This window comes from Candidatus Marivariicella framensis, from assembly GCF_982709265.1.
In genome coordinates, this window is record NZ_CEXPNT010000006.1 from 59,319 (window position 1) to 83,472 (window position 24,154).

The window sequence follows — 24,154 nt, forward strand, 5'->3', positions numbered from 1 at the left end:
GACAAAAATAAAAAAGGAGAGGATGATAAAAATGAAAAATCTTCTGACAAAGATGATAATGGTAAAGAAGAAAAAGAAGATAAACCCAATAAAGAAAATAACGAGGCGAATGATAAAAATCAGAAAGACTCTAAAAAAGATAATTCAAATCAAAACAGAAAACCAGGACAGTTATCACCAGAACAGGTTAAAAGTCTTCTTGAAGCAATGAATAATCAAGAGAAAAAAGTACAAGATAAAATCAATGCTAAAAAAGTTAAAGGTAAACCAGTTAAAACTAAAAAGGATTGGTAATTCAATGCGTATAATAACATACATATATATAATTCTATCTAGTTTTTTTATAAATGCTCAGGTTGATTTTGATCTTAGGGTCAGTAAGAAAAAATTAGGAGTAAATGAGCGCTTAAGAATTGATTTTGTGATGAATCAAAATGGAGACAATTTTAATCCTCCATCATTTGAAAATTTCAATTTAGTAGGAGGTCCAAATCAATCTGTAAGTAATTCATGGATTAATGGTAAAAAATCTTTTTCAAAAACTTTTACATATTTTTTAGCACCTAAAGAAAAAGGAACATTTATAATAGGATCTGCTGAGATCAGCTTTGAAGGAATTTCATATCAAACATCTCCTGTTTCAATTGAGGTTTTACCTTCTGTTATAAAGCCTTCTGGATCTTCAAGTGTTGAGTATTTAGCTGATGAGAACATGCATCTCATAGCAGAAATTTCTAATACCAATCCTTATTTAAATGAGGCAATAACTGTTGTCTATAAACTGTATTTTAGAAATCCGATTAAAATTTCTGATGCTCGTGAAATTCAAAGCCCTAAATTCAGAGACTTTTGGAGTAGTTCAATAAAAATTCCACAGTTAAGGGTTGAATCAGGATCATATAAGGGAGAGGCTTACAATGAAGTAATATGGAGAAAAACTGTGTTATATCCTCAAAAAATAGGAAAATTAATTATTGAACCTCTTGCATTGAGTTTAGTTCTAGAAATTCCAACTAAACGTAGAGACTTTTTTGGAAATACTATCTATAAACAAGTTTCAAGGTCTGTTAATGCGGGAAAACGTGTTTTAAACGTAAAGGAACTTCCAATTAAAAATCGACCAAATGATTTTTCTGGAGCAGTTGGAAAATTTAAATTAGATTTTTTGATCAATAAAAAATCTCTTAAAGCATTAGAATCATTTCAATCAATTGTTAAGGTTACAGGAAAAGGAAACTTAAAGCTTTTTGAACTTCCAAAAATAAAAGTTCCAAGCTCTATTGAGGTATTTGAGCCAGAATACAAAGAAGAAATCAACACTACTCTTTCAGGTATGGAAGGGACAATTCAAAATACTTATACGATGGTTCCGCAATATCAGGGAAAATATCCGATTCCATCAATTGAATTTATCTATTTTGACCCCGACAAAGTCTCATATCAAACTCTAAGCTCTATTGATCATATGGTTGATGTTTATGGGGGTGATTCTGATAATTTAATTGAAAAACAAGATAAAATTAATCAAGATTTAAAAACAAACACTAATAATACTTTTGGTTTTATAAAATTAAAATCAAAATTTTCTCCAATTAATCAAGTTGAATTTTGGAAAAAATCAACCTATTGGTTAATAATACTTTTGCCACTAATACTTTTACCTATTATTATTTTTATTAAAAGATTATGGAGTTCTAGAACCATTGATGAAAATTATTTAAAATTGAAAAGAAGAAGTAAGCTTGCTATCAAGTTTTTGGGAAATGCAAAAAAACATATTAATAATAAGTCCAAGTTTTATGACTCTTTGGAAAAAGCATTTCATAATTATTTAAAAGCAAAACTTAAAATTGAAACTGTAGATATGAAAAAAGAAATAATAGTTGATTCATTAATTAAATTAGGAGCTAATACATCAACAATTGATTCTTTTATGATCATTTTAGATAATTGTGATATGGCTAGATATTCTCCAATAACCGAGGTTAAAATGAAACATGATTATGATTCTGCAATTGAAATCATTGAAAAACTTGATTATGAAATTTAATATGAAAAAATCTTTTTACATAGTTTTTTTATTATTCAAAATCGGATTTTCACAAACTTCAGATTTATTATTTGAAAAGGGTAATGAATTATATAATAAAGGTGAATTTGAGTTAGCTATTAATGAATACAATAAAATATTAGAAAATGAGCTGCATAGCCCTGAATTATATTTTAATCTAGGAAATTGTTTTTATAAGCTTAATGAAGTAGCTAAGAGTAATTTTTATTTTGAAAAGGCACTAATTTTATCACCAAAAGATCAATATATTTTAAAAAATTTATCATTTGCGAAAAACATGATATTAGATAGTATTGAAGAGCTTCCAAAAACACAAGTTCAAAAAAACATAGATTCTTTAATTTTTTTATTTTCTTTTAGAATTTGGTCCTTTATGTCAATTGGCTTTATGTTAATATTTTTTATTTCATCTTTGTTTTACTTATTTTCATATAATTCCATTCATAAAAGATTCTATTTTTCATTATCAATAGTTTTTCTGTCTTTTTCTTTTTTGACCTCTAATATAATTTGGAAGGAGTCCAAAAAATTAAATGAAACAAAAAATGGAATTATTTTCGCAAAAGAATTATCAGTTTTTTCTGAACCTAACAGTAGGAATGAAGAAATATTTATTTTACACGAAGGAACCAAAGTTCAGTTAATGGACAAATTAAAAGGTTGGGAAAAAATAAGGTTAGTTAATGGATCTGAGGGCTGGGTAATTGAAAACCAAATAAAAACTTTATAAATATTCCCATTCTTCTTCGTTGGTATTAGTATTAATTTTTTCAAAAATAAAAGCACCAACTTCAGAAAGAGGACTATACATAATAGAAGTTTTCATTTGATCGCCTTTTAGTTGTTCGCTAAATTCATTAAAAAATAAAATTTTGTTTATTATGAATATTATACTTGACGAAATAATTATCCATTTAAATAAGCCGAAAATTAGACCAGTCACACGATTTAAAAAACCAAGGGCAACTATACTTAATGCTTTAGTTATTATTTTAGCTAAATAAGAAACTAAGTATATGACTGTTAAAAAGATTACTAAACATGAAATTATATATGCAACAGTTGAAGTCAAATTCAAAAATATTTCAATCAAATTTGATAACTGGTCTGAAAAATAAAAAACACTAATTATACTTATAAATAAACCAAATAAACTTGCAACTTCTCTAACTAGTCCTCTTTTGAAACCGACAATAGCTCCATAAATAAATATACCTGAAAGAATCAAGTCAATCCAATTAACATTCATCTGAATATTTTTTTCAATTTAAGCATTCATTAAAAAAGAAACTAAATTTGAGGTATAAATTAAAGCTATCCTAAATCAAATAATAAGTCTTTTTAAATAGAGTTGTTATAATTAATAGAATCTGTACTTTTACATTATGATTGAAGAGGTAAAAAAGCATTTGAAAAAAGTAAATAATTTCAAAACACAAGATTTATCTGAACTGGAATCATTCAGAATTGAATATTCAGGTAAAAAAGGAGTTTTAAACAACTTCTTCATCTCTTTTAGAAATGTTCCAAAAGAAGACAAGAAACAATTTGGAAAAGAATTAAATCTGCTTAAAAATGCTGTAAGTGAAAAAATAAAATCTTTCAAGGGAGAAATAAACATAGTTAATGAGGTTGGCGCAAATGGAGACCTGTTTCGCCCAGGGTTAGTCCCTGATTCAGGCACAAGACATCCCTTGTCCATTGTTAGGAATCGTATTATATCAATTTTCTCAAAAATTGGATTTAATTTGTCAGATGGACCAGAAATCGAAGACGATTGGCATAATTTCACTGCATTAAACCTTCCAGAGCACCATCCAGCGAGAGATATGCAGGATACATTTTTTATTCAAACTAATCCAGATATTTTACTTCGAACTCACACTTCATCTGTTCAAGTTAGATATATGGAAAGTAATTCACCCCCAATTCGTATACTTTCTCCAGGTCGTGTTTTTCGTAATGAAGCTATATCATCAAGATCTCATTGTATATTTCATCAGGTTGAGGGGTTATATATTAATAAAGATGTTTCATTTGTTGATTTAAAACAAACATTACAATATTTTACTAAAGCATTATTTGGCAAATCTACTATCCGTTTACGGCCCTCTTATTTTCCTTTTACCGAACCAAGTGCTGAAGTAGATATTTATTGGGGTCTAGAAACAGAAACTGACAGAAGAATCACTAAAGGAACAGGTTGGTTAGAAATTATGGGATGTGGAATGGTTGATCCAAATGTTCTGATTAATTGTGGCATTGACCCCGAAGAGTATTCTGGATATGCTTTTGGAATGGGCATTGAAAGAATTGCCATGCTTTTATACCAAGTCAGTGATATTAGAATGTTTTTTGAAAATGATCTTAGGTTTTTAAAACAGTTTAAACCTCATACCTAGTCAAGCTTAGACTCTAATTTTTTAAAAGCTTTTTTAGCGTTAGTTTTTTCATACATGATTGTGTATACAGTATCTAAGATTGGAGTGTTAGACTTGAATTTTTTATTTATTTGAAATGCAGATTTAGACCCGTAATATCCTTCCGCAATCATATCCATCTCTAAAAGAGCATCTTTAACATCGTAGCCTTTTCCAAGCATTACTCCAAGTTTTCTATTACGGCTAAAGGAAGAATAGCCTGTAACCAATAAATCTCCTAAATATGCCGAATTATTAATGTTTCTTTTCATCTTATAAATATTTTTAATGAATTTTTTCATTTCTCTTATAGAGCTGCTCATTAGAACACTCATAAAATTATCTCCATACCCTAGTCCATGAGCTGCTCCAGCAGCTATTGCATAACAATTTTTCAACATTGCTGCGTACTCAGTCCCAGTAATATCCCCTGAAATTGAAACTCTAACATACTTACATCTTAGCCATTTTGATATTACTTTAGCATTTGTGCTATTTGGACAAGAAAAGGTTAAATATGAAAGTTTTTCCATTGCAATCTCTTCAGCATGACATGGACCAGAAATCACTCCAATTTGATTATATGAAATTTTAAAATGGTCGTGAAAAAAATTTCCTAAAATCTGCATTTTTTCTGGTAGAACTCCTTTTACCGCAGAAATGAATATTTTTTCACTAACATCGATATTTATTTTATTGAGCTCCTTAAAAGCATAAACGGAAGGTATAGCGACGATAATAACGTTGACCTCTTCAACTATTTTATTAATATCACAACCAATATTTAGTCTTTTTGTTTTGAGTTTTAAAGAATTAAGATACTTTGGGTTAATACCATGCTTTTTTATTTTTATAGAACTCTCATTATTTCTAACATACCAGCTGACTTTTCTTTTGTTTTCAGTTAGAATTTTGACTAATGCAGTTGCCCAACTACCACTTCCTAAAACTGCAACTTTCCATTTTTTTTGAAGATGTAAAACTCTCAACTTATTTTCATATGTTTTTAACATAATTAATTTAGATTATAATAATTTATTGATAATAAAAAAAGGCCAAGTCCATAAAAAATAAATATTCGTAGAAATTTTTTTCTACTATCAAACTGTTTGTTGTGAAGAGACCATCCTAAATAAATAAATAAAACAGGTGTAATAACACTAAAAATATTTTTTATTAAAAAAAATCCAAAAGGATTAAATGTAAAAATAAATATGATTCCGAGAACTAATTGAATAATTGAAAAAATCAATCCAAATGTGAAATATCTTAAATGATTAGAATTGAATTTTTTTTTTAAAAATAATCCTGCCAGTGAATAAATTAATATCATTGCTAAAATAATTTGCACAAAACTTGTCCAAAAATAAAATACAGTTTCTATTATTGAGGATGTTTTCAATTAATTAAATTTCTACATGTCAAATTTAATTCCTTGAGCTAAAGGAAGTTTTGATGAATAATTAATTGTATTTGTTTGCCTCCTCATGTATACTTTCCATGCATCTGAACCACTTTCTCTCCCTCCTCCTGTATCTTTTTCACCTCCAAAAGCTCCACCAATTTCAGCTCCTGATGTTCCAATATTTACATTTGCTATTCCACAATCACTTCCCCAATGAGATAAAAAAGCTTCTGCTTCTTGCAGATTTTGAGTCATTATAGCAGAAGACAAACCTTGAGTAACATTATTTTGAATATTAATGGCGTTTTGAACATCTCCAGAATATTTCATTACATAGAGAAGCGGTGCAAATGTTTCTGTTTGAACCACTGAAGCATCATCATTCATTTCAGCCACAGACGGTGATACGTAGCAACCACCTTCATATTCTGCTCCAGATAAAGAAGCTCCTTTTATTAACCAATTTGCCCCTTCTTTATCAGCCATATCAATCGCATTAAGGTATTGACTTACAGCTTCTTTATCAATAAGTGGGCCTATATGATTGTTTACATCTAATGGATCCCCAATCCTAAGCTGCTTATAGGCCTTTTTAAGCGCATCTATTACTTTGGAATATATTTCTTCATGAATAATTAGACGACGAGTAGAAGTGCACCTTTGACCACAGGTGCCGACTGCTCCAAACACAGCTCCAATTATAGTCATTTTGATATCAGCGTGAGGTGTTATTATAATAGCATTATTTCCTCCTAGCTCTAGGAGTGTTTTCCCTAAGCGCTTGCCAACAGTTTCACTTACTTTTCTTCCCATATTAGTTGATCCTGTTGCTGAAATAAGTGGAATTCTTTTATCCGCCGATAACCATTCTCCAATATCAGCACCTCCATTAACTAAACACGAAATTCCTTCGGGCATTTCATTTTCTTTTAAAACTTTTTCTATAATTTTTTGACATGCAATACTACATAGAGGAGTTTTTTCACTTGGTTTCCAAATACAAACATCTCCACATACCCATGCTAATGCAACGTTCCAGCTCCAAACAGCAACAGGAAAATTAAAAGCAGAAATAATACCAACTATACCAATAGGATGGTATTGTTCATACATTCTATGCAAAGGACGCTCAGAGTGCATGGTTAGTCCATGTAATTGTCTTGATAAACCAACAGCAAATTCACATATGTCAATCATTTCTTGAACTTCACCTAAACCTTCTTGGTATGATTTTCCCATTTCATAAGAAACTAACTTCCCTAAGTTTTCTTTCTGATTTCTTAACGCGTCTCCAAACTGTCTAACCAAATCTCCGCGTTTTGGTGCTGGGATTTTTTTGAAAATTTGAAATGCATTTTCTGCACTTTCAATTATCAATTCATAATCTTCAACGCTAGCAGTTGTTACTTCAAATAGTGACGATCCATTAACCGGAGAGCTTGTTGATATTGTTTTTCCAGAGCCCATCCAATGACTCCCAGTACTGCAACCTAATTGTTTGTTTTCAATACCAAGAGATGCTAAAATTTTTAAAGTTTGTTTATTCATCAGAATTTTTTATAATAAAATTTAAAGGTAGCATTATTTGAAAAAAGTTTATCTTAAAAGAATATTTATTACGTTTGAGTAATCAATCTTTTAAAAAAATAATATGCCTTTTAAATTAATGCTTATTTTACTTTTCTTTTATTCATGTCAATCTCCCAAAAACGACATAGGTAATAAAGATACATCCGTTTTTTCTATTGTAATTCATGGTGGGGCTGGAACTATATTGAAAAAAAACATGACTAAAGAAATGGAAATAAAATATATTAACAAACTAGAGGAAGCTATTGAGGTTGGATATGAAATTCTAAAAAATGATGGGTCAAGTCAAGAAGCAGTTGAGAAAACAATTAATGTAATGGAGGACTCTCCACTTTTTAATGCAGGGAAAGGAGCTGTTTTAAATTTCGATGGAAATGTAGAGCTTGATGCTTCATTTATGAACGGATCAACACTTGATGCTGGGGCAATTTCTGGAGCTTCAAAAATAAAAAATCCTATTTCTGCTGCAATAGCAGTAATGAATAATTCTCCACATGTTATGTTGTCTGGGACTGGAGCTGATGAATTTGCGTCGAGTCAAAAACTAGAACTAAAACAAAATAGTTATTTTATTACAGAACGTAGATCTAGATCTTTAGATAAAGTTAAATTCAAAGAAAATTCGACAGTGATAATTGACAAAGAATACCTATTAACTCAAAAATACGGAACAGTAGGATGTGTTGCACTTGATCAAAACGGAAATATATCATCTGGAACATCAACTGGAGGAATGACAAATAAAAAGTGGAATCGCATTGGAGATGCACCAATTATTGGTGCAGGAACATATGCTAATAACAAAACCTGTGGGGTTTCAGCTACTGGTTGGGGAGAGTTTTTCATTCGTTCTGTGGTTGCTTATGATATTTCTGCCTTAATGGAATATAAAGGCCTATCAGTTCAAGAAGCTTCTCGGATTGTAATTCATGATAAAGTTGCAAAACTAGGAGGTAATGGAGGTGTTATAGCTCTTGACAATAAAGGAAATGTTGCTATGGAAATGAATACTGCAGGAATGTATAGAGCTCATATGGATTCAAAAGGCACTAAAATAATTAAAATTTATGCAGATAAATAATAATTATAATTGCGAGTTATAGAACTCTACCTGTCCCGTAACTTCTTTACCTAACCAATCAGGTTTTGGAAATCTTGAATTTTTTGAATTAAGCTCCAGTTCGGCAATTATTAACCCTTCATTTTCACCTTTAAAGACATCAACTTCAAAAATAAAATCATTTTTATTTATTATATATCTAATTTTTTTAATAGGATTTGGTAAACAAAGTTTCATTAGTTCAAGAGCATCTTTAATAGAAATTTCATTTTCAACCTCTATTCTACTAGTTCCATTATCAAAAGTTTCACCTTTAATTGTTAAAAATGCTTTTTTCTCTTCAATTCTTATTCTGACTGTTCTTTTGGGGTCTTTGGATAAATAACCTTGTTCAATCTGCTTTTTATGAGTGCATTCTTTGATAAAATCAAGATTTTTAACCAGAAATTTTCGTTCAATCTCAATAGGCATGATTAATTATATTTAAATTTCAGAAACTCTTAGCGTATTAACCATTCCTTTTGATTTTACAGGCATAGCTGTCAAATTAATTAGGAAATCTCCTTTAGAAACATATTTAAATTTTTTTGCCAGATCATTAATTTGTTCAATTGTCTTATCTGTACTTTCGTTCTCATTGTAAAAAAAAGATTTAACCCCCCAAAGTAAATTTAGTTGACTTAAAATTCTTTTATTGGAAGTAAAAACTAATATATTGGATTTAGGCCTCCAAGCTGAAATTTGAAAAGCGGTGTAACCGCTATTTGTTAAAGTACATATAGCCTTAGCATTAATTTCATTTGCCATTATAGCCGCATGATAACATATGGATTTTGTTATATATCTTTTTGTTTTAATTTCCGGTGGTAGGCTTGGCACTTTAATAAGATCAGATCCTTCAACACTCATAAGAATTGAGGTCATTGTTTTAATTACTTCAACTGGAAATTTTCCTACTGAAGTTTCTGCAGATAGCATTACAGCATCAGCACCATCCATAACAGAGTTAGCTACGTCATTTACTTCTGCTCTAGTAGCTGTCCTGCTTTCTATCATCGTTTCCATCATTTGAGTAGCAATTATAATTGGAATTCTTGCTTGCTTTGCTTTTAACACAAGTTGCTTTTGGATCAAAGGCACTTCAGCTGCAGGAAGTTCAACCCCTAAATCACCTCTGGCCACCATCAAGCCATCGCTATTTTTTATTATTTCAAAAATATTTTTTAAAGCTTCAGGCTTTTCAATTTTTGAAATAATTGGAATTTTGTGATCAGAATGCTTTTCAATTAACTCTCTTAGTTCAATTAAATCCTCTTTTTTTCTCACGAAGGATAAAGCTATCCAATCAACCTTTTGTTTTATAGCAAAAACCGCATCTTCAATATCTTTTTTTGTTAGAGCTGGAAGTGAAATCTTTGTATTGGGAAGATTTACCCCTTTGTTAGATTTGAATGGTCCTCCCTGAATAACTCTGGCAGTCACTAGATCTTTATTGTCAGTACTTAGTATTTTAAAAATCAACTTGCCATCATCTAATAAAATAATTTCTCCAATATTAACATCAGACGCAAACTTTTTATATGTCATGTAAGCCTTTTGAGAATTACCAATAAAAGGTTTAGAACTGGAAAAAGTAACTAGCTGCCCTTCTTTCACCTCTGAGCAATCTTCTATTTCACCAATTCTTAGCTTAGGCCCTTGAAGATCTGCTAAAACAGAAACATGAATTTTGAGTTTATCACTAAGTTTTCTAATTAAAGAGATTCTTTTAGAGGCATCGTCATAATTTGCATGAGAAAAATTAATTCTAAACACATCAACACCTTCTAGTATCATCTTTTCTATTACATCTGGTGAATTAGATGCAGGTCCTAGTGTGGCAATTATTTTAGTTTTTTTTGATTCTGACATTAATCAAGTATTAAATTGAAATTTGATTTAACTTCTTTGTTGTCAACAACGTAAGATAGAATTAATTGGGGTAATTTATTTAAAATCTTAATTGTTTGCTCGATGTCTATACCTTCTTTAATCTTTAATAGATAATCAACATTGGATAAAGAGTTAATCAAAGATACCTTTTTTGTTTCCGAAAGATTAAATAATGAATTGGATTCATTTTTAATTCCAGAATCAATAAAATTCTTATTAGAAATTAAACTACAATTAACTCCTTCTTTTAAGTTTTTCCATTGAAACATTTCAAAAGTTGAATTCTTATATCTTAAACTTTCTTTAACTCTTTTAAAATTTGCTCTTAGATTTTTATTTAAAACGAAAGCTACTGAAAAGTCATCTAAGCTAGTGTGAATAGCAATTAAATCATATTCCTCATCTATTTCATCCAAAAGAAAATACTTTTTACTCATTATTTTTAAACTTCAATTTTAAAGCATTATAAGCTCTTTTTGCAGCTTTTTCTTCAGCCTTTTTTTTTGACAACTCTCCAGCTTTTGCGATTTGCTTGTTATCTATAAAAAGAATGGAAGAAAAATTAATATTAGGATTTAACCCATCATCTTTTGTTGTTTTAAAAAGAATTTTATGTTTATTTTTTTGAGACCATTCAATCAGCGCTCCTTTATAGCTTATTATTGATGAATTTATCGTGTCAAAATTTATATAATAGTCAATAATTCTATTTAAAATAAATATTTTGCATTTGTCAAAGCCTTTATCTAGATAGATTGCACCAATTAGAGACTCTAGTAGGTTGCCATGTATATCATCTTTTGCATTCTGTATACTGTGATTACTGTCGAGTAATTTGTATAACTCAAGAGAGTAGCCTATGTTATTTAAGCTGTCACGGTTTACAATTTTAGAACGAAGTTTCGTCAAGTCACCTTCATGAAAATCTGGATAATTAAAATATAAATGATCTGAAACGATACTTCCTAAAATAGAGTCTCCAAGGAACTCAAGTCTTTCATAATTAATTAAAAATCCATTTTGATCCCGAATGTTTTTTGACTTGTGTGTAAATGCGGTTTTAAAAATCAAAATATTTTTTGGTTTAAAATCTAAGAGTTTTCTTAAATCAGAAGCAAAAACATGATTCGGACCTTTGATTTTCTTAAAAATTAGACCCAGATTGATCACCTATTATAAATTCAGTTTTTTAAATAAAACACAGGCATTATGACCGCCAAATCCAAAAGTGTTAGACATAGCAATATTAACATTTCGTTTTTGTGCTTTTCCATACGTAAAGTTTAATTTTGAATCAATATTTTCGTCATCATTTTCATGGTTTATTGTTGGAGGTATAATCCCTTCTTTTATTGACATTATACAAGCAATCGCTTCAATAGCTCCAGCAGCTCCTAAAAGATGACCTGTCATTGATTTTGTTGAATTAATATTAATACCATAAACATGTTCCCCAAAAACTTCTTTAACAGCCCTTATCTCTGCAATATCTCCAAGTGTAGTTGATGTACCATGAACATTAATCAAATCTAGATCTTGTGGGTTAGTATTTGAGTCTTTAAGACAGTTTCTCATTACCTTAATAGCTCCTAGTCCCTCTGGGTGAGGGGCAGTCATATGATACGCATCGGCAGAAAGTCCACCTCCAGCTAATTCAGCATATATTTTTGCACCTCTAGCAATCGCATGTTCATATTCTTCAAGAACTAATGATCCAGCTCCTTCACCCAAAACAAACCCATCTCTGTCTTTATCAAAAGGTCGTGAGGCTTTAGAAGGATCATCATTTCGTTTTGAGAGTGCATGGAGAGCGTTGAATCCTCCAACGCTAGCAATTGTAACACCAGCTTCAGATCCACCAGCAATCATTATGTCTGAATAGCCTAACCTAATGTAGTTAAGAGCATCGATAATAGCATTAGATGAAGATGCGCATGCTGAAACTGTAGCAAAATTGGGACCAGCAAAGCCGTATTTAATAGAAATCATTCCAGCGGCAATATCAGGAATGAATTTTGGAATGAAGAAAGGATTAAATCTAGGAGTCCCATCGCCTTTTTGGAATTCAATTACTTCATTTTGAAAAGTTTCAAGACCACCTATTCCAGAACCCCAAATGACACCTATCCGGTCTTTGTCTTCTTTTTCTAGGTTTATTCCTGAATCAATTACTGCTTCATCAGTTGATACCAGTGCGTATTGAGTAAACCTATCGTATTTTCTGACATCTTTTCTGTCAAAAAAATTAAGAGGATCAAAACCTTTCAATTCGCAAGCAAACTGAGTTTTAAATTTCGAAGCATCAAAATAGGTTATGGGTGCACCGCCACTCTGGCCTTTAATTAAACCTGTCCAGTAATCAATAAGTGTGTTGCCAATTGGAGTTAGAGCACCTAGTCCAGTAATTACTACACGTTTTGATTTCATTACAATGGATTTTTTACGCCTGTTCAATAAATTGAATTGCTTGGCCTACTGTTGCAATATTCTCTGCTTGATCGTCAGGAATTTGAATATCAAATTCTTTTTCAAACTCCATTATAAGTTCAACTGTGTCAAGGGAATCAGCTCCTAAATCATTGGTAAAGTTTGCTTCTGCTACAACCTCGTTTTCATCAACACCTAATTTGTCAACTATTATTGCTTTAACTCTAGAAGAAATGTCAGACATAATTTATTATTTTAAATTTGTAACAGCAAAAATAAAAAACTTTAGTCTAATACTTAGTTTTCTTTAATAAAATATAATGTTTATTTATTATTGTTTCTTTGTAAAGAAATTTTTAACACTCTTTTAAGATAAGATTATAAAGTGTTTATCAAGTTATGAAAACAACAATTAAAAAAATTATTCTCTTAGCTTCTGGAAGCGGATCAAATGTCGAAAACATTATAAAATATTTTGATAAAAGCTCTAATGTTGAAGTTGTTTTAGTTGCTGGTAATAATAAGAATGCATACGTTTTTGAAAGAATTAAGCCATATAATATTGAAACTTTAGTTTTTGATAAATTATATTTTAAAGAAAAATTTATTAACATTATTGATCAAAACAATACGGATCTAATAGTATTGGCTGGTTTTTTATGGAAAATTCCAGAATCTTTAATTGAAAGGTATCCAAATAAAATAATCAATATTCACCCATCACTTCTTCCAAGGTTTGGAGGAAAGGGCATGTATGGAAATAATGTTCACAAAGCAGTCATAAATAGTAAAGTGAAAAAAACAGGAATATCTATTCATTTGGTTAATAATGAATATGATGAAGGAAATATAATTTTTCAAGCTGAAACTTCAGTTCATCCTGAAGATACTCTAGCTGTTATTGAGCGGAAAGTCCAAAGTCTAGAAAAAGAACATTTCCCAAGAGTTATTAAAGAATACTTGTCAAAAATTTAATGAAAAATATTAAAATTTATACTGATGGATCTTCCAGAGGTAATCCAGGTCCAGGAGGATACGGAATTGTTTTAGAATCGGATGGCTACAATAAAGAACTCTCAGGAGGATTTAAAAAAACCACTAATAACAGAATGGAATTATTAGCAGTTATAATCGGTTTGGAAGCATTGAGAAACAAACCCTCAGATGTTGTTATATATTCTGATTCAAAATATGTTATTGATTCAGTTTTAAAAAAGTGGGTATTTAATTGGGAAAAAAAATTTTTTAAGAATAAGAAAAATCCAGATTTATGGAAAAGATTTCTTCAAATTTACAGAGTTCATAATGTAGCTTTCCAATGGGTTAAAGGACATAGCAATCATTTACAAAATGAAAGATGCGATTATTTAGCTGTAAAAGCAGCTTTGGGAAATAAATTGAATAAAGATGAATTTTATGAAAAATCATAAAATGACAAATAAACTTCGTTATGAACTGAAGTAAGTTTTCTATTTTTGCCTAATGAGTAACAAATTGTTAGTTGTAGGAACAATAGCTTATGATGCTATCGAAACTCCATTTGGAAAAGCTGAACACATTTTAGGAGGAGCTGCAACATATATAGCTTTTGCTGCTTCAATTTTTAATATAAAAATTGGACTTGTATCAGTCATTGGAGATGATTTTAATTCAAATGATCTAAAGCTATTAACCAATAGAGATATCGATGTTTCTGGAGTTGAAATTGTAAAAGGAGGAAAAACTTTTTTTTGGAGTGGAAAATATCATATAAACATCAATAAAAGAGATACGTTAGATACCCAATTAAATGTACTAGAAAACTTTGATCCAAAAGTTCCTGACAATTGGAGCACCTCCAATATACTTCTTTTAGGTAATCTTCATCCGGCGGTTCAGCTATCAGCACTAAAACAAATGAAGGTTAAACCTGATTTGATTATACTAGATTCAATGAATTTTTGGATGGATAATTTTCGTTCAATTTTAGATGATGTAATTAGTAAAATTGATGTTTTGTGTATAAATGATGAAGAAGCACTTCAATTAACAGGGCAAAATTCTATTAGAAATGCTGCTGATGCAATCCAAGTTTTGGGACCTAAATATGTTATCATAAAGAAAGGTGAACATGGAGCAATGTTATTTCATCGTGATGAGATTTTTGTTGTACCAGCACTACCATTAAAAAAAGTTAAAGACCCTACAGGGGCTGGAGATAGTTTTGCTGGAGGATTTGCAGGTTTTCTTGCTCAACATTCAAACACATCCTTTGAAAGCATGAAAACAGCTCTTGTTTATGCTTCTGCAATGGCATCTTTCACTGTAGAAGAATTTGGAACAGAAAGCCTACAAACAGTAAACAAACTAAATTTGAAAGAACGACTTAAAGAAATTGAAAATTTAACAAAATTCAAATCACAACAAATAAATTTAAATGAACTATGAGTGATGCTATAAAACATGAATGTGGAATTGCTTTACTTCACTTAAAAAAACCTTTAAGTTATTTTAAAAAGAAATATGGCACTGCTTTATATGGGATAAATAAAATGTATTTGATGATGGAGAAACAGCATAATAGAGGTCAGGATGGCGCTGGTTTTTCCAGTATAAAATTAGATCTTCCTCCAGGTCAAAGATACATAAGTCGATTAAGATCAAATAATAACGAGCCTATTCAAGACATTTTTAAGCAAATTAATGAGAGAATTGTTTCTGAGTTAAAATCAAATACTGACTTATTGGAGAAGCCTGAAGATTTAAAGTCAAAGGTTCCATATGTTGGTGAAATTATGCTTGGTCATGTTAGGTATGGAACATTTGGAAAAAATACAATTGAAAGTGTTCAGCCACTATTAAGACAAAACAATTGGAAACATAGAAATTTAATTATTGCAGGAAATTTCAACATGACGAATGTTTCTGAATTGTTTGATAATCTTGTTGATCTTGGCCAGCATCCAAAAGAAAAATCTGATACAATAACTGTAATGGAAAAAATAGGTCATTTTTTGGATGACGCAGTTGCAAAAATATATAAGAAATTAAAAAAAGAGGGCTATTCAAAGACTGAGACTACTCCTTTAATAGCATCAAGGTTAGACATGTCCAAAGTGTTATTTAAAGCCTCTAAAAACTGGGATGGAGGCTATGCAATAGCAGGTATGTTAGGACATGGAGACACATTTGTTTTAAGAGATCCAGCCGGTATAAGGCCTACATATTTTTATGAGGATGATGAGATTGTAGCGGTTGCATCTGAAAGACCTGTAATACAGACTGTATTCAATGTTCCGTTTTCTAAAGTTAAGGAGCTAGATCCCGGACATGCAATAATTACCAAAAAGGGAGAAAATTCAAAAATCATAAAAATATTAGATGAATTACCCAAAAAAGCATGTTCATTTGAAAGAATTTATTTTTCTAGAGGAAGTGATGCTGAAATATATAAAGAACGCAAATCACTTGGTAGAAAAATTTTCCCAGAGGTTTTAAAAAGTATTAATTCAGATTTAAAAAACACTGTTTTTTCATTTATTCCAAATACAGCTGAAACATCTTTTTATGGAATGGTGGAAGGTGCTCAAGAATATATAAAAAATCAACTTTTAGAGTCAATTTCAAAGGGTTCAAACTCTGAAACTCTTAAAGCTCTTGCATCTATTAAACCTCGGATTGAAAAAATTGCTATAAAAGACGCAAAATTAAGAACGTTTATAACCGAAGATTCCAGTAGAGATGATCTAGTTGCTCATGTTTATGATATAACCTATGGTGTTATTAAACCTTCTGATAACCTTGTGATTATAGATGACAGTATAGTTAGGGGAACAACTTTAGAAAAAAGTATTCTTAAGATGCTTGATCGCCTCGGGCCAAAAAAAATAATTATTGTTTCAAGTGCCCCTCAAATTAGATATCCAGATTGTTATGGGATAGACATGTCTAAATTAGAAGACTTCATTGCTTTTAAAGCCGCAATTGCTTTGCATGAAGATAAGGGAACAAAAGCAATTGTATTAAAATCAATATATGAAAAGTGTAAAAATTCAATAACTAATAAAACTCAAGAGAGTGAAAACTTTGTTAAAGAATTGTACAGGCCTTTAAGTGCTAATCAAATATCCACTAAAATAGCAGAATTACTTTCTGGTAACTCTTTGAAATCAGAGCTTAAAATCATTTACCAATCAATTGAAAACTTACACGTGTCTTGCCCTTCTCATTTAGGAGATTGGTATTTTTCAGGCGATTACCCAACGCCTGGAGGAAATAAAGTTGTAAATAGAGCTTTTATTAACTTTTATGAAGGCAAATCAAAGAGAGCTTATTAGATAGATGTTATATTGTTTTAAGATCTAAGATTGTAGGACTTAGATACATTTTCCCAATTAATCACATTAAAAAAAGAATTAATATAATCTGGTCTTCTATTTTGATAGTTTAGATAATATGCATGCTCCCAGACATCTAACCCTAAAATAGGATAACCTCCACATCCAACACCTGGCATTAGTGGATTATCTTGATTTGGAGAGGAGCAAACTTCAACTTCCCCCCCAGAATGAACGCATAACCATGCCCACCCGGATCCAAAGCGAGTTGCTGCTGCTTTTGAAAACGCATCTTTGAATGAATCAAATGAGCCAAAGGCTGAGTTAATAGCTTCTAATAAACTACCTGTTGGTAAACCGCCACCATTTGGACTCATACTTTCCCAAAACAAACAGTGGTTAAAATATCCACCTCCATTATTTCTTAGAGCTGCATTACCCATATCGATATTTTTGAGAATTTCTTCAATAGATTTATTCTCAAGATCACTTCCTTCAATTGAAGTGTTAAGTTTTGTAGTATATCCATTGTGATGTTTTCCGTGATGTATTTCCATTGTTTTTGCATCAATGTTCGGTTCTAATGCATCGTTTGAATATGATAAAGCTGGTAATGTAAATGCCATGGGTTTTGTTTTAAAGTTCTTACAAAAATATAATTTCTTTTTCTTATTTTACATTTTTTTGACATAAAGAAACTCTTACATTTATATGTTATTTAATAATAAATGGTAAAATCTTCATTTAATTTAATAAATGCTTCTGCTGGATCAGGAAAAACCCACTCTCTTGTTTCTAATTATTTGCAAGAGCTACTTTCAAATTCAAATGATGATCATTTCAGAAGCCTTCTAGCTTTAACTTTTACCAATAAGGCTGTTAATGAAATGAAATCTAGAATAGTTGAAACCTTATCTGATTTTATTAAAAAAAATCATTCCGAAATGAGATGTGAAATCTCAAAAAAAATAAATATTGAAGAATCAGAACTTCGAAAAAAATCAGAGAGAGTTTTAAAAAACATATTATATGACTATGCGGGCTTTGACATTCTTACTCTTGACACTTTTACACATCGAATAGTTAGGACATTTGCATTAGATCTTAAATTACCAAAATCATTTGAGGTAGTAGTCGAGCAAGATGAAATTCTGAAAGAATTAATACAAATAATAATTGATAAAGTTGGAATTGAAAAAGAAATTACAAAATCACTAGTCGACTTTGTTCATTATAAAATTGATAATGAAAATAAAGAATCTATAAATGATGGTTTACTTCAAGTGGCAAGACTTATTTTAAATGAAAATGACAGAGGATTTCTTAAAAAATTAAGAAATAATTCATTACAAGATTTTAGAAAAACACAAAAAATATTAAATAAAATCAAATTTAAAGAATCTGAAAACGCAAAGTTAGTTGCAATAAAGATATTAGATAAAATAGGATCAAATGGCTTGGATGAATCTATTTTTTCTCGAGGATCAGTTACTAAACATTTTTCTTTGATAGTTGAAAATAAATTTGAAGGAATTTATTTAAATAATTTAGAAAAAAATCTTTCTGAAGGCTCCAGAATAGTTAAGAAAACAGATAATCCTAAAGAGTTAATAATGATTGCTAATAATATGATTCCTGAAATTCATCAATCTTATTTAAAGGCTAAAAAATCTATTTTAACATATAATTTAATTCAAGAGTTAAATAAGCAATGGACACCACTTTCTCTTATGGCAGAAATGGAGAAGATACTTAACAGGTATCAAATAGAGGAAAAAAAGATGTTAATTGGTCAGTTCAATGAAAAAATATCCGAAGTTGTTCAAGACTACGATGCTCCATTTATTTATGAGCGAATAGGAGAAAAGTATAAACATTTTTTTATTGATGAATTTCAAGACACTTCAAAGCTACAATGGTCCAACTTAAAACCACTACTTAAACATGCATTAGACACTGAAGATGTTAATGGCAAGTCTGGATCAGTTTTTTTAGTAGGAGATCCCAAACAGGCAATTTATAGATGGAGGGGAGGAGATGTTCAAATGTTTTTAAAACTTTTGAGTAATAAAAAATTTAATCAAACTCAGATTAATACCAATTCATTACCTATAAATTATCGTAGTCTTGATAATATAGTTGAATTTAATAACACTTTTATAAAAGGGGCAATAGAATCAATAGCTGATTTAAATTATCGTTCTTTTTATAAAGAATCTTTTTATCAAAAAAATAATAATTCTCCTGGTGGAAAAACTGAAATTCATTTTACTGAAAATAAGATGGATTCAGTTCATATTCAAAAAACTATAGATGCTTTATTAGAAGCTAAAAAGGATGGTTTTCCTTGGGGTTCAATGGCAATTTTAGTTAGAAAGAAAAAACAAGCAATATCTGTCTTTGAATTAATTTCAAATACTGAAATTCCAATTGTTTCATCAGAATCACTTTTACTTAAAAAGTCATCTTCAATAAAACTTATACTTTCTGTTTTAAGATTAAGTCTTCAACCTGAGAACTCAATTGAAAGAATTAATATTTGTAAATTTTTTATAGAAAAGAATTCACAAAATGAAAAATCTCATGAAATTTTTAAAGAATCTTTAGAAGGTTCTTTAGCTGACTTTACAGCTTTTTTAGATATAAAATTTGGATTTTCATTTGATACAAAAACAATCCAAAATTCAAACCTTTATGAATTAACAGAAACTCTTATTTCAAGCCTAGGTTTGTTAAATAATTTTGACACTTATCTTGAATTCTTTTTAGATTACTGCTATGATTTTTCTATTCAATCAAAAAGCAATATTTATAATTTTTTAAAAAAATGGGAAAAGGATTCGGAAAAACTTACCATTCCATTGCCTGACGACAATCAAGCTGTTAGAATTATGACTATTCATGTTGCTAAAGGTTTGGAATTCCCTTTAGTAGTATTACCATTTTTTTATTCAGATTTCCAGCCTGATTCAAGAATAAAAAGACAGACATGGTACCCTATTAAATTTAATGAATCAAAAATTGATTTTGGTAGAATTAATTTTTCATCAAGATTAGAAACTTATGGTGTAGAAGGAAAAAATATATCAGATAATGATAAAACAGAAAATGAATTAGATGCTTTTAATACTTTATATGTCGCTTTAACAAGGGCTTCACATAAAATAGTTGTCATAACAACATTATTTAAAAAGCCAAAAAGTAAAAAAAATTATGCACAACTATTAATTGATTTTGTTTTAAATCAAGATTCCAAGCCAAATCTAAATACTCCATTTATTTATGGTTCCAAAGAATGTCAACATGATCGTATAACTTACAATAATTCAAAAAATCAAGCTCTTAGGCCTAAAATCAATTTTAATTGGAAAAAACTTTTAAAAAATGATACTTATTCAAAACTCAATGGAAAGTGGTTAAAAGGTAATATCATTCATAAATTATTATCAAAAGTTAAATTTGAATCGGATATAAATGTCGCAATTGAATCATCTGTTCAAGAGGAGTTATTCAATATCGAAGAAAAATACACTTACAGTGAACTATTAAAAAAAGTTATCAATCACAAGGAATTAAATCACCTTTTTAAACAAGGGAATATTATTTACACTGAAAAGGAAATACTTTTACCTAAGATTGGAATCATTAGACTTGATAGAATAGTTATAACAAAAACTACTTGTGTTGTAATTGACTATAAAACTGGAGACTCAAAGCAAGAAGATAAAATTCAAATTATTAATTATTCTAAATATTTAGAATCAATATTAAACCTACCAATAGAGGCTTTCTTGGTATATATAAAAGATGATATTGAAGTTAAAAAAATCACTAATAATAAAAAATATATAAAACCTTGAAATGATTAATTTTTTAGATTTTGTGGCTGATAATATTATAGATGAGAATCATGATTTTCAAAATATAAAAATAATTTTACCAAGTAATAGAGCTTCTTTGTTTTTAAGAAACAAATTAATTCAAAAAATAAAAAAGCCAGTAATTTCTCCAGAAATTATTAGTATATCTGAATTTATTAGTGAGCTTTCTGGTATTAATAGAGTTGAAAATACGTCTGTTGTTTTTGAATTATATTTAATTTACAGTAAAATAATTTTAAAAAAAAATCAACAAAACTTTGATGAATTTATGGGGTGGGCTCCAGTTTTGATTAATGACTTTAATTTAATGGATAGCTATTTAGTTGATTCAAAGGCTCTGTTTTCAAGCATGGTATCTGCACAAGAAATTAAAGAATGGGCTCAATTAGATAACTCTGACTCATCAACGATTAAAAATTCTGACTTTTGGAAAAACATACCAGCACTATATTCTTCTTTAAACAACAAGTTTATTAAAGATGGAGTTGGAACAAGTGGAATGCAGTTTAGAGAGGCTATCAAGCACTTGGAGTTGTATTTATCTCAAAATAAGAAGTTTCACTATTTTATTGGGTTTAATATGTTAAACACTGCAGAAAGCAATATTATTCAAGAATTTATTTCTCAAAAAAAGGGTAAAGTTTTTTGGGACTTGGATAAAGAATTTTATAATGATAAAAAACATTCAGCAGGAAAATTTATTCGATCTTATTATAAAGAATGGAAATGTTTAAGAAATAAAAACCCAGAAGGATTATCTTCTAATTTTAAAAAAGATAAAGTATTTAATGTTATAGAAACATCAAATAAAATAAGTCAAGCAAAATATGTTGGACAAATAATTAATGACTGGAAACCTAGTGATGTTATTAGTAAAAAAGGAATAATATTAGGAGATGATAAAATTCTTCCTGCTGTCTTATCAGGAATAAATTTGGACACAAGCCATTGGAATGTTACAATGGGATTAGCTATTAATAATTCCTCCTCAGTGTCCATTTTAGATATGATTTTTGAAATGCATATAAACACTATTGAAGGAAATTATTTTTATGAAGACGTATTTTCGATACTAAATGATAGTATTGTTAAAAATAAATTTAAAAAAGAAAAAATAAATTTTAATAAATTAATTAATGATCTCGAGGAATCTAATTATACGTATTTTCCAATTCAAAAACTTTATTCTAATAAAACTTCATTTCAATATATTGTATTTAGGCCTGTTGCATCATCTTCAGATTTATTACAAAAATTACAATTTTTGATTAAACACCTTGAGGAGGGAAATCATTTTATTAAACAAGAGGGTTCCTTTAATCTAGAAGAATTTAACATAATTAAAAAGGTAATAACAAAACTTTTAAATTATGCAGATCAAATTAAAAACATACCTTTAAAAGTGCTCTTCTTATTGTATAAAGAAGCTATCAAAGAACAAAAATTAAATTTCTCTGGAGACTCTAGTTCTGACATTCAAATAATGAGTCTTCCAGAAACAAGATTGATAGATTTTGACTCTGTAATCATAACAAATGTTAATGAGGGTGTTTTGCCTAAAGGAAAATCTAATGATAGTTTTTTTCCTTTTGATGTGAAAAAACATTTTCAACTTCCAACTTTTTTAGAACAGGATGCTAAATATGCATATCAATTTTATAGGCTAATTCAAAATGCCAGTAATGTTTATTTATTATACAGTTTGAGCGATAAAGGGCTTGGAGGCTCTGAAAAAAGTAGATTTATTTATCAATTAGAACATTTTAAAAAGTCAAATCATCAACTAAACTTAATGAAAGTGAAGTCATCTTTTAAAAATAACTCTCAATTTAAAGTTGATAAATCTAAGGAAGTAATAGAGATTTTAAAATCAATAGTAAAAAAAGGACTTTCACCCTCAGCAATAACAAGTTTCATGATAAATCCTTTACAGTTTTATTATCAGAGGGTTTTAAAAATAAGAGAGCTTGGAAAACTATTTCCAGTAATTGAACCAAGAGATAAAGGAAATGTAGTTCATGAAACATTAGAATCGATATATAAGCCTTTTGTATCTAAAGAACTTGTAGTTCGTAATTATGACTCTATGATTAAAAAACTACCTGTTGTTTTAGATGAAAAATATAAATTAATTTATGGAGGTAATCCTGAACGAAAAGGGCATAACTATTTGATTTATGAAGAGTTAAAAAAGCAATGTGAGGAATTTCTGTTGACAGAAAGATTGTTAATTGAAAAAGGAAACAAATTAAAAATCCTCTCATTAGAAAAAAAAATAGAATACGATTTAGATTTTAAAGAATTGCTCTTCCCGGTTAAAATAATTGGAACAATTGATAGAGTTGATGAATGGAATGGAAAATTAAGAATTTCAGATTATAAAACGGGATCTGTAAAAAAAAATAAATTAAAATTTTCATCAAACTTTACTTTTGAAGGACTTGAAAGCCAAAAGAGTTTAGAGAATTCTTCGCTCTTTCAATTATTGCTTTATTCTTACGTTTACTCTAAACAAAATTCTCATGAAGGAATTAAGACCGGGATAATTCCAATTAAAACTCCTAAAGACTATTTCTATCCAGTAACTATTTCATCTGATAAAGAAAATAAAGATCTTTTATTGATTAATACTTTTAATCAATTTGAAAAGGAATTAATAGCTGTAATTAAAAAATTATTTAACGAAAACATAGCATTCATTGCTAATGATTCAGAATAATTTTTTATCATAGCAGTATATATTCCAATAATTATGGCAAAAAAAGATGAATTTGACAAAATAGACTCCGATAAGGATGGGGTTATTTCAGAGGATGAATTTGCAAATGCGTCAAAATCTGCTGGGGTTGAAAAAGAAAAGCTTAATTGGTTCTTAAAACTAATAACTCTTGGAGACCGCTTTTCAATGGGAGATTTTTTTGATCGTGCAAAAAAAGGCTTCGTAGAGTTTCTAATTGTTTTTTTTGGGGTATTAGTGTCATTTGGTGTTGAACAAAAAGGGGATGATTTCGAGGATCGTGAATGGAATATTGAAAATCTTCATAACCTTAAA

21 protein-coding genes and 1 pseudogene are annotated in these 24,154 nt (G+C 29.4%); 12 read left to right on the forward strand and 10 right to left on the reverse strand.

Annotation, left to right across the window (positions count from 1 at the left end; all coding sequences use genetic code 11):
* From AC34EU_RS03530 to AC34EU_RS03540, 3 genes and pseudogenes are all read left to right on the forward strand, one after another.
* Positions 1–294 (forward strand): annotated as a pseudogene (locus tag AC34EU_RS03530) (tetratricopeptide repeat protein); the annotation flags it as partial.
* Positions 295–298: 4 nt separating this feature from the next.
* A complete protein-coding gene (locus AC34EU_RS03535) occupies positions 299–2,050 on the forward strand; it encodes a BatD family protein (RefSeq protein ID WP_487533319.1) in 1,752 nt (583 codons plus the stop codon).
* A gap of 1 nt (position 2,051) precedes the next feature.
* Positions 2,052–2,801: a tetratricopeptide repeat protein gene (locus tag AC34EU_RS03540; RefSeq protein WP_487533318.1), complete on the forward strand. Its 750-nt coding sequence runs from the start codon at positions 2,052–2,054 to the stop codon at positions 2,799–2,801.
* Here AC34EU_RS03540 and AC34EU_RS03545 read toward each other — a convergent pair.
* Positions 2,796–3,320, reverse strand: coding sequence for a CvpA family protein (locus AC34EU_RS03545; RefSeq protein WP_487533317.1), 525 nt, complete (start codon positions 3,318–3,320; stop codon positions 2,796–2,798). The two genes, AC34EU_RS03540 and AC34EU_RS03545, sit on opposite strands and share 6 nt — an antisense overlap.
* A gap of 136 nt (positions 3,321–3,456) precedes the next feature.
* Between AC34EU_RS03545 and pheS the strand changes: the two genes are divergently transcribed.
* On the forward strand, positions 3,457–4,473 hold the full coding sequence (pheS, locus tag AC34EU_RS03550; RefSeq protein WP_487533315.1) for a phenylalanine--tRNA ligase subunit alpha: 1,017 nt from the start codon (positions 3,457–3,459) through the stop codon (positions 4,471–4,473).
* On the opposite strand, the gene AC34EU_RS03555 is transcribed toward pheS, so the two are convergent.
* Complete coding sequence (locus AC34EU_RS03555; RefSeq protein ID WP_489696065.1) at positions 4,470–5,504, reverse strand: NAD(P)H-dependent glycerol-3-phosphate dehydrogenase; 1,035 nt, start codon at positions 5,502–5,504, stop codon at positions 4,470–4,472. The genes pheS and AC34EU_RS03555 overlap by 4 nt on opposite strands.
* A gap of 401 nt (positions 5,505–5,905) precedes the next feature.
* Positions 5,906–7,444, reverse strand: a complete 1,539-nt coding sequence (gene amaB, locus AC34EU_RS03560; protein ID WP_489666540.1) for an L-piperidine-6-carboxylate dehydrogenase — start codon at positions 7,442–7,444, stop codon at positions 5,906–5,908.
* Between the two features lie 103 nt (positions 7,445–7,547).
* Between amaB and AC34EU_RS03565 the strand changes: the two genes are divergently transcribed.
* Positions 7,548–8,567, forward strand: a complete 1,020-nt coding sequence (locus tag AC34EU_RS03565; RefSeq protein WP_487533310.1) for an isoaspartyl peptidase/L-asparaginase family protein — start codon at positions 7,548–7,550, stop codon at positions 8,565–8,567.
* Between the two features lie 3 nt (positions 8,568–8,570).
* Here the strand turns inward: AC34EU_RS03565 and AC34EU_RS03570 are convergent, their stop codons facing one another.
* The 6 genes from AC34EU_RS03570 to AC34EU_RS03595 are packed head-to-tail and all read right to left on the reverse strand — an operon-like array spanning position 8,571 to position 13,149.
* On the reverse strand, positions 8,571–9,017 hold the full coding sequence (locus AC34EU_RS03570) for a CYTH domain-containing protein (protein WP_487533308.1): 447 nt from the start codon (positions 9,015–9,017) through the stop codon (positions 8,571–8,573).
* Between the two features lie 12 nt (positions 9,018–9,029).
* Positions 9,030–10,457: a pyruvate kinase gene (pyk, locus tag AC34EU_RS03575; protein WP_487533306.1), complete on the reverse strand. Its 1,428-nt coding sequence runs from the start codon at positions 10,455–10,457 to the stop codon at positions 9,030–9,032.
* Positions 10,457–10,915, reverse strand: a complete 459-nt coding sequence (locus tag AC34EU_RS03580; RefSeq protein WP_487533304.1) for an IPExxxVDY family protein — start codon at positions 10,913–10,915, stop codon at positions 10,457–10,459. Before AC34EU_RS03580 ends, pyk begins: the two co-directional genes overlap by 1 nt.
* Positions 10,908–11,648 (reverse strand): ribonuclease III, encoded by a 741-nt coding sequence (gene rnc, locus AC34EU_RS03585; RefSeq protein ID WP_487533303.1) that lies wholly within the window; start codon positions 11,646–11,648, stop codon positions 10,908–10,910. The genes AC34EU_RS03580 and rnc overlap by 8 nt, the downstream gene beginning before the upstream one ends.
* A gap of 3 nt (positions 11,649–11,651) precedes the next feature.
* Entirely contained in the window at positions 11,652–12,905 is a 1,254-nt protein-coding gene (fabF, locus tag AC34EU_RS03590; RefSeq protein WP_489666542.1) for a beta-ketoacyl-ACP synthase II, read from the reverse strand.
* 13 nt (positions 12,906–12,918) lie between these two features.
* Positions 12,919–13,149 carry an acyl carrier protein gene (locus AC34EU_RS03595; protein ID WP_487533300.1) on the reverse strand — a complete coding sequence of 77 codons (231 nt, stop codon included), beginning with the start codon at positions 13,147–13,149 and terminating at the stop codon, positions 12,919–12,921.
* A gap of 155 nt (positions 13,150–13,304) precedes the next feature.
* Between AC34EU_RS03595 and purN the strand changes: the two genes are divergently transcribed.
* From purN to AC34EU_RS03615, 4 genes are read left to right on the forward strand one after another with little or no spacing between them, the layout of a single operon-like run.
* The gene (gene purN / locus AC34EU_RS03600) at positions 13,305–13,880 is read left to right on the forward strand and encodes a phosphoribosylglycinamide formyltransferase (protein ID WP_487533299.1); all 576 of its coding nucleotides are present in this window, start codon (positions 13,305–13,307) and stop codon (positions 13,878–13,880) included.
* A complete protein-coding gene (gene rnhA, locus AC34EU_RS03605; RefSeq protein WP_487533297.1) occupies positions 13,880–14,335 on the forward strand; it encodes a ribonuclease HI in 456 nt (151 codons plus the stop codon). Before purN ends, rnhA begins: the two co-directional genes overlap by 1 nt.
* A gap of 52 nt (positions 14,336–14,387) precedes the next feature.
* Positions 14,388–15,332, forward strand: a complete 945-nt coding sequence (locus AC34EU_RS03610) for a PfkB family carbohydrate kinase (protein WP_487533296.1) — start codon at positions 14,388–14,390, stop codon at positions 15,330–15,332.
* Positions 15,329–17,221 carry an amidophosphoribosyltransferase gene (locus tag AC34EU_RS03615; RefSeq protein ID WP_487533295.1) on the forward strand — a complete coding sequence of 631 codons (1,893 nt, stop codon included), beginning with the start codon at positions 15,329–15,331 and terminating at the stop codon, positions 17,219–17,221. Before AC34EU_RS03610 ends, AC34EU_RS03615 begins: the two co-directional genes overlap by 4 nt.
* Before the next feature lie 17 nt (positions 17,222–17,238).
* Here the strand turns inward: AC34EU_RS03615 and AC34EU_RS03620 are convergent, their stop codons facing one another.
* Positions 17,239–17,847 carry a superoxide dismutase gene (locus AC34EU_RS03620; protein ID WP_487533294.1) on the reverse strand — a complete coding sequence of 203 codons (609 nt, stop codon included), beginning with the start codon at positions 17,845–17,847 and terminating at the stop codon, positions 17,239–17,241.
* Positions 17,848–17,949: 102 nt separating this feature from the next.
* On the opposite strand from AC34EU_RS03620, the gene AC34EU_RS03625 reads away from it, so the two are divergent.
* The 3 genes from AC34EU_RS03625 to AC34EU_RS03635 all read left to right on the forward strand — a co-directional run.
* Entirely contained in the window at positions 17,950–21,081 is a 3,132-nt protein-coding gene (locus tag AC34EU_RS03625; RefSeq protein ID WP_487533293.1) for a UvrD-helicase domain-containing protein, read from the forward strand.
* A 1-nt stretch (position 21,082) separates the two neighbouring features.
* Positions 21,083–23,821: a PD-(D/E)XK nuclease family protein gene (locus AC34EU_RS03630; protein WP_487533292.1), complete on the forward strand. Its 2,739-nt coding sequence runs from the start codon at positions 21,083–21,085 to the stop codon at positions 23,819–23,821.
* 33 nt (positions 23,822–23,854) lie between these two features.
* The coding region (locus tag AC34EU_RS03635) for a hypothetical protein (protein ID WP_487533291.1) at positions 23,855–24,154 on the forward strand (300 nt) is incomplete at its 3' end.

Excerpts from the sequence above, each read along its gene's own strand:
- AC34EU_RS03545 (WP_487533317.1), bottom strand. The coding sequence starts at position 3,320 with ATGAATGTTAATTGGATTGACTTGATTCTTTCAGGTATATTTATTTAT.
- amaB (WP_489666540.1), bottom strand. The coding sequence starts at position 7,444 with ATGAATAAACAAACTTTAAAAATTTTAGCATCTCTTGGTATTGAAAAC.
- purN (WP_487533299.1), top strand. The coding sequence starts at position 13,305 with ATGAAAACAACAATTAAAAAAATTATTCTCTTAGCTTCTGGAAGCGGA.
- AC34EU_RS03540 (WP_487533318.1), top strand. The coding sequence starts at position 2,052 with ATGAAAAAATCTTTTTACATAGTTTTTTTATTATTCAAAATCGGATTT.
- AC34EU_RS03535 (WP_487533319.1), top strand. The coding sequence starts at position 299 with ATGCGTATAATAACATACATATATATAATTCTATCTAGTTTTTTTATA.
- rnhA (WP_487533297.1), top strand. The coding sequence starts at position 13,880 with ATGAAAAATATTAAAATTTATACTGATGGATCTTCCAGAGGTAATCCA.
- AC34EU_RS03565 (WP_487533310.1), top strand. The coding sequence starts at position 7,548 with ATGCCTTTTAAATTAATGCTTATTTTACTTTTCTTTTATTCATGTCAA.
- fabF (WP_489666542.1), bottom strand. The coding sequence starts at position 12,905 with ATGAAATCAAAACGTGTAGTAATTACTGGACTAGGTGCTCTAACTCCA.
- pheS (WP_487533315.1), top strand. The coding sequence starts at position 3,457 with ATGATTGAAGAGGTAAAAAAGCATTTGAAAAAAGTAAATAATTTCAAA.
- AC34EU_RS03610 (WP_487533296.1), top strand. The coding sequence starts at position 14,388 with ATGAGTAACAAATTGTTAGTTGTAGGAACAATAGCTTATGATGCTATC.
- AC34EU_RS03625 (WP_487533293.1), top strand. The coding sequence starts at position 17,950 with ATGGTAAAATCTTCATTTAATTTAATAAATGCTTCTGCTGGATCAGGA.
- AC34EU_RS03580 (WP_487533304.1), bottom strand. The coding sequence starts at position 10,915 with ATGAGTAAAAAGTATTTTCTTTTGGATGAAATAGATGAGGAATATGAT.
- pyk (WP_487533306.1), bottom strand. The coding sequence starts at position 10,457 with ATGTCAGAATCAAAAAAAACTAAAATAATTGCCACACTAGGACCTGCA.
- AC34EU_RS03570 (WP_487533308.1), bottom strand. The coding sequence starts at position 9,017 with ATGCCTATTGAGATTGAACGAAAATTTCTGGTTAAAAATCTTGATTTT.
- AC34EU_RS03630 (WP_487533292.1), top strand. The coding sequence starts at position 21,083 with ATGATTAATTTTTTAGATTTTGTGGCTGATAATATTATAGATGAGAAT.
- AC34EU_RS03615 (WP_487533295.1), top strand. The coding sequence starts at position 15,329 with ATGAGTGATGCTATAAAACATGAATGTGGAATTGCTTTACTTCACTTA.
- AC34EU_RS03620 (WP_487533294.1), bottom strand. The coding sequence starts at position 17,847 with ATGGCATTTACATTACCAGCTTTATCATATTCAAACGATGCATTAGAA.
- AC34EU_RS03595 (WP_487533300.1), bottom strand. The coding sequence starts at position 13,149 with ATGTCTGACATTTCTTCTAGAGTTAAAGCAATAATAGTTGACAAATTA.
- AC34EU_RS03555 (WP_489696065.1), bottom strand. The coding sequence starts at position 5,504 with ATGTTAAAAACATATGAAAATAAGTTGAGAGTTTTACATCTTCAAAAA.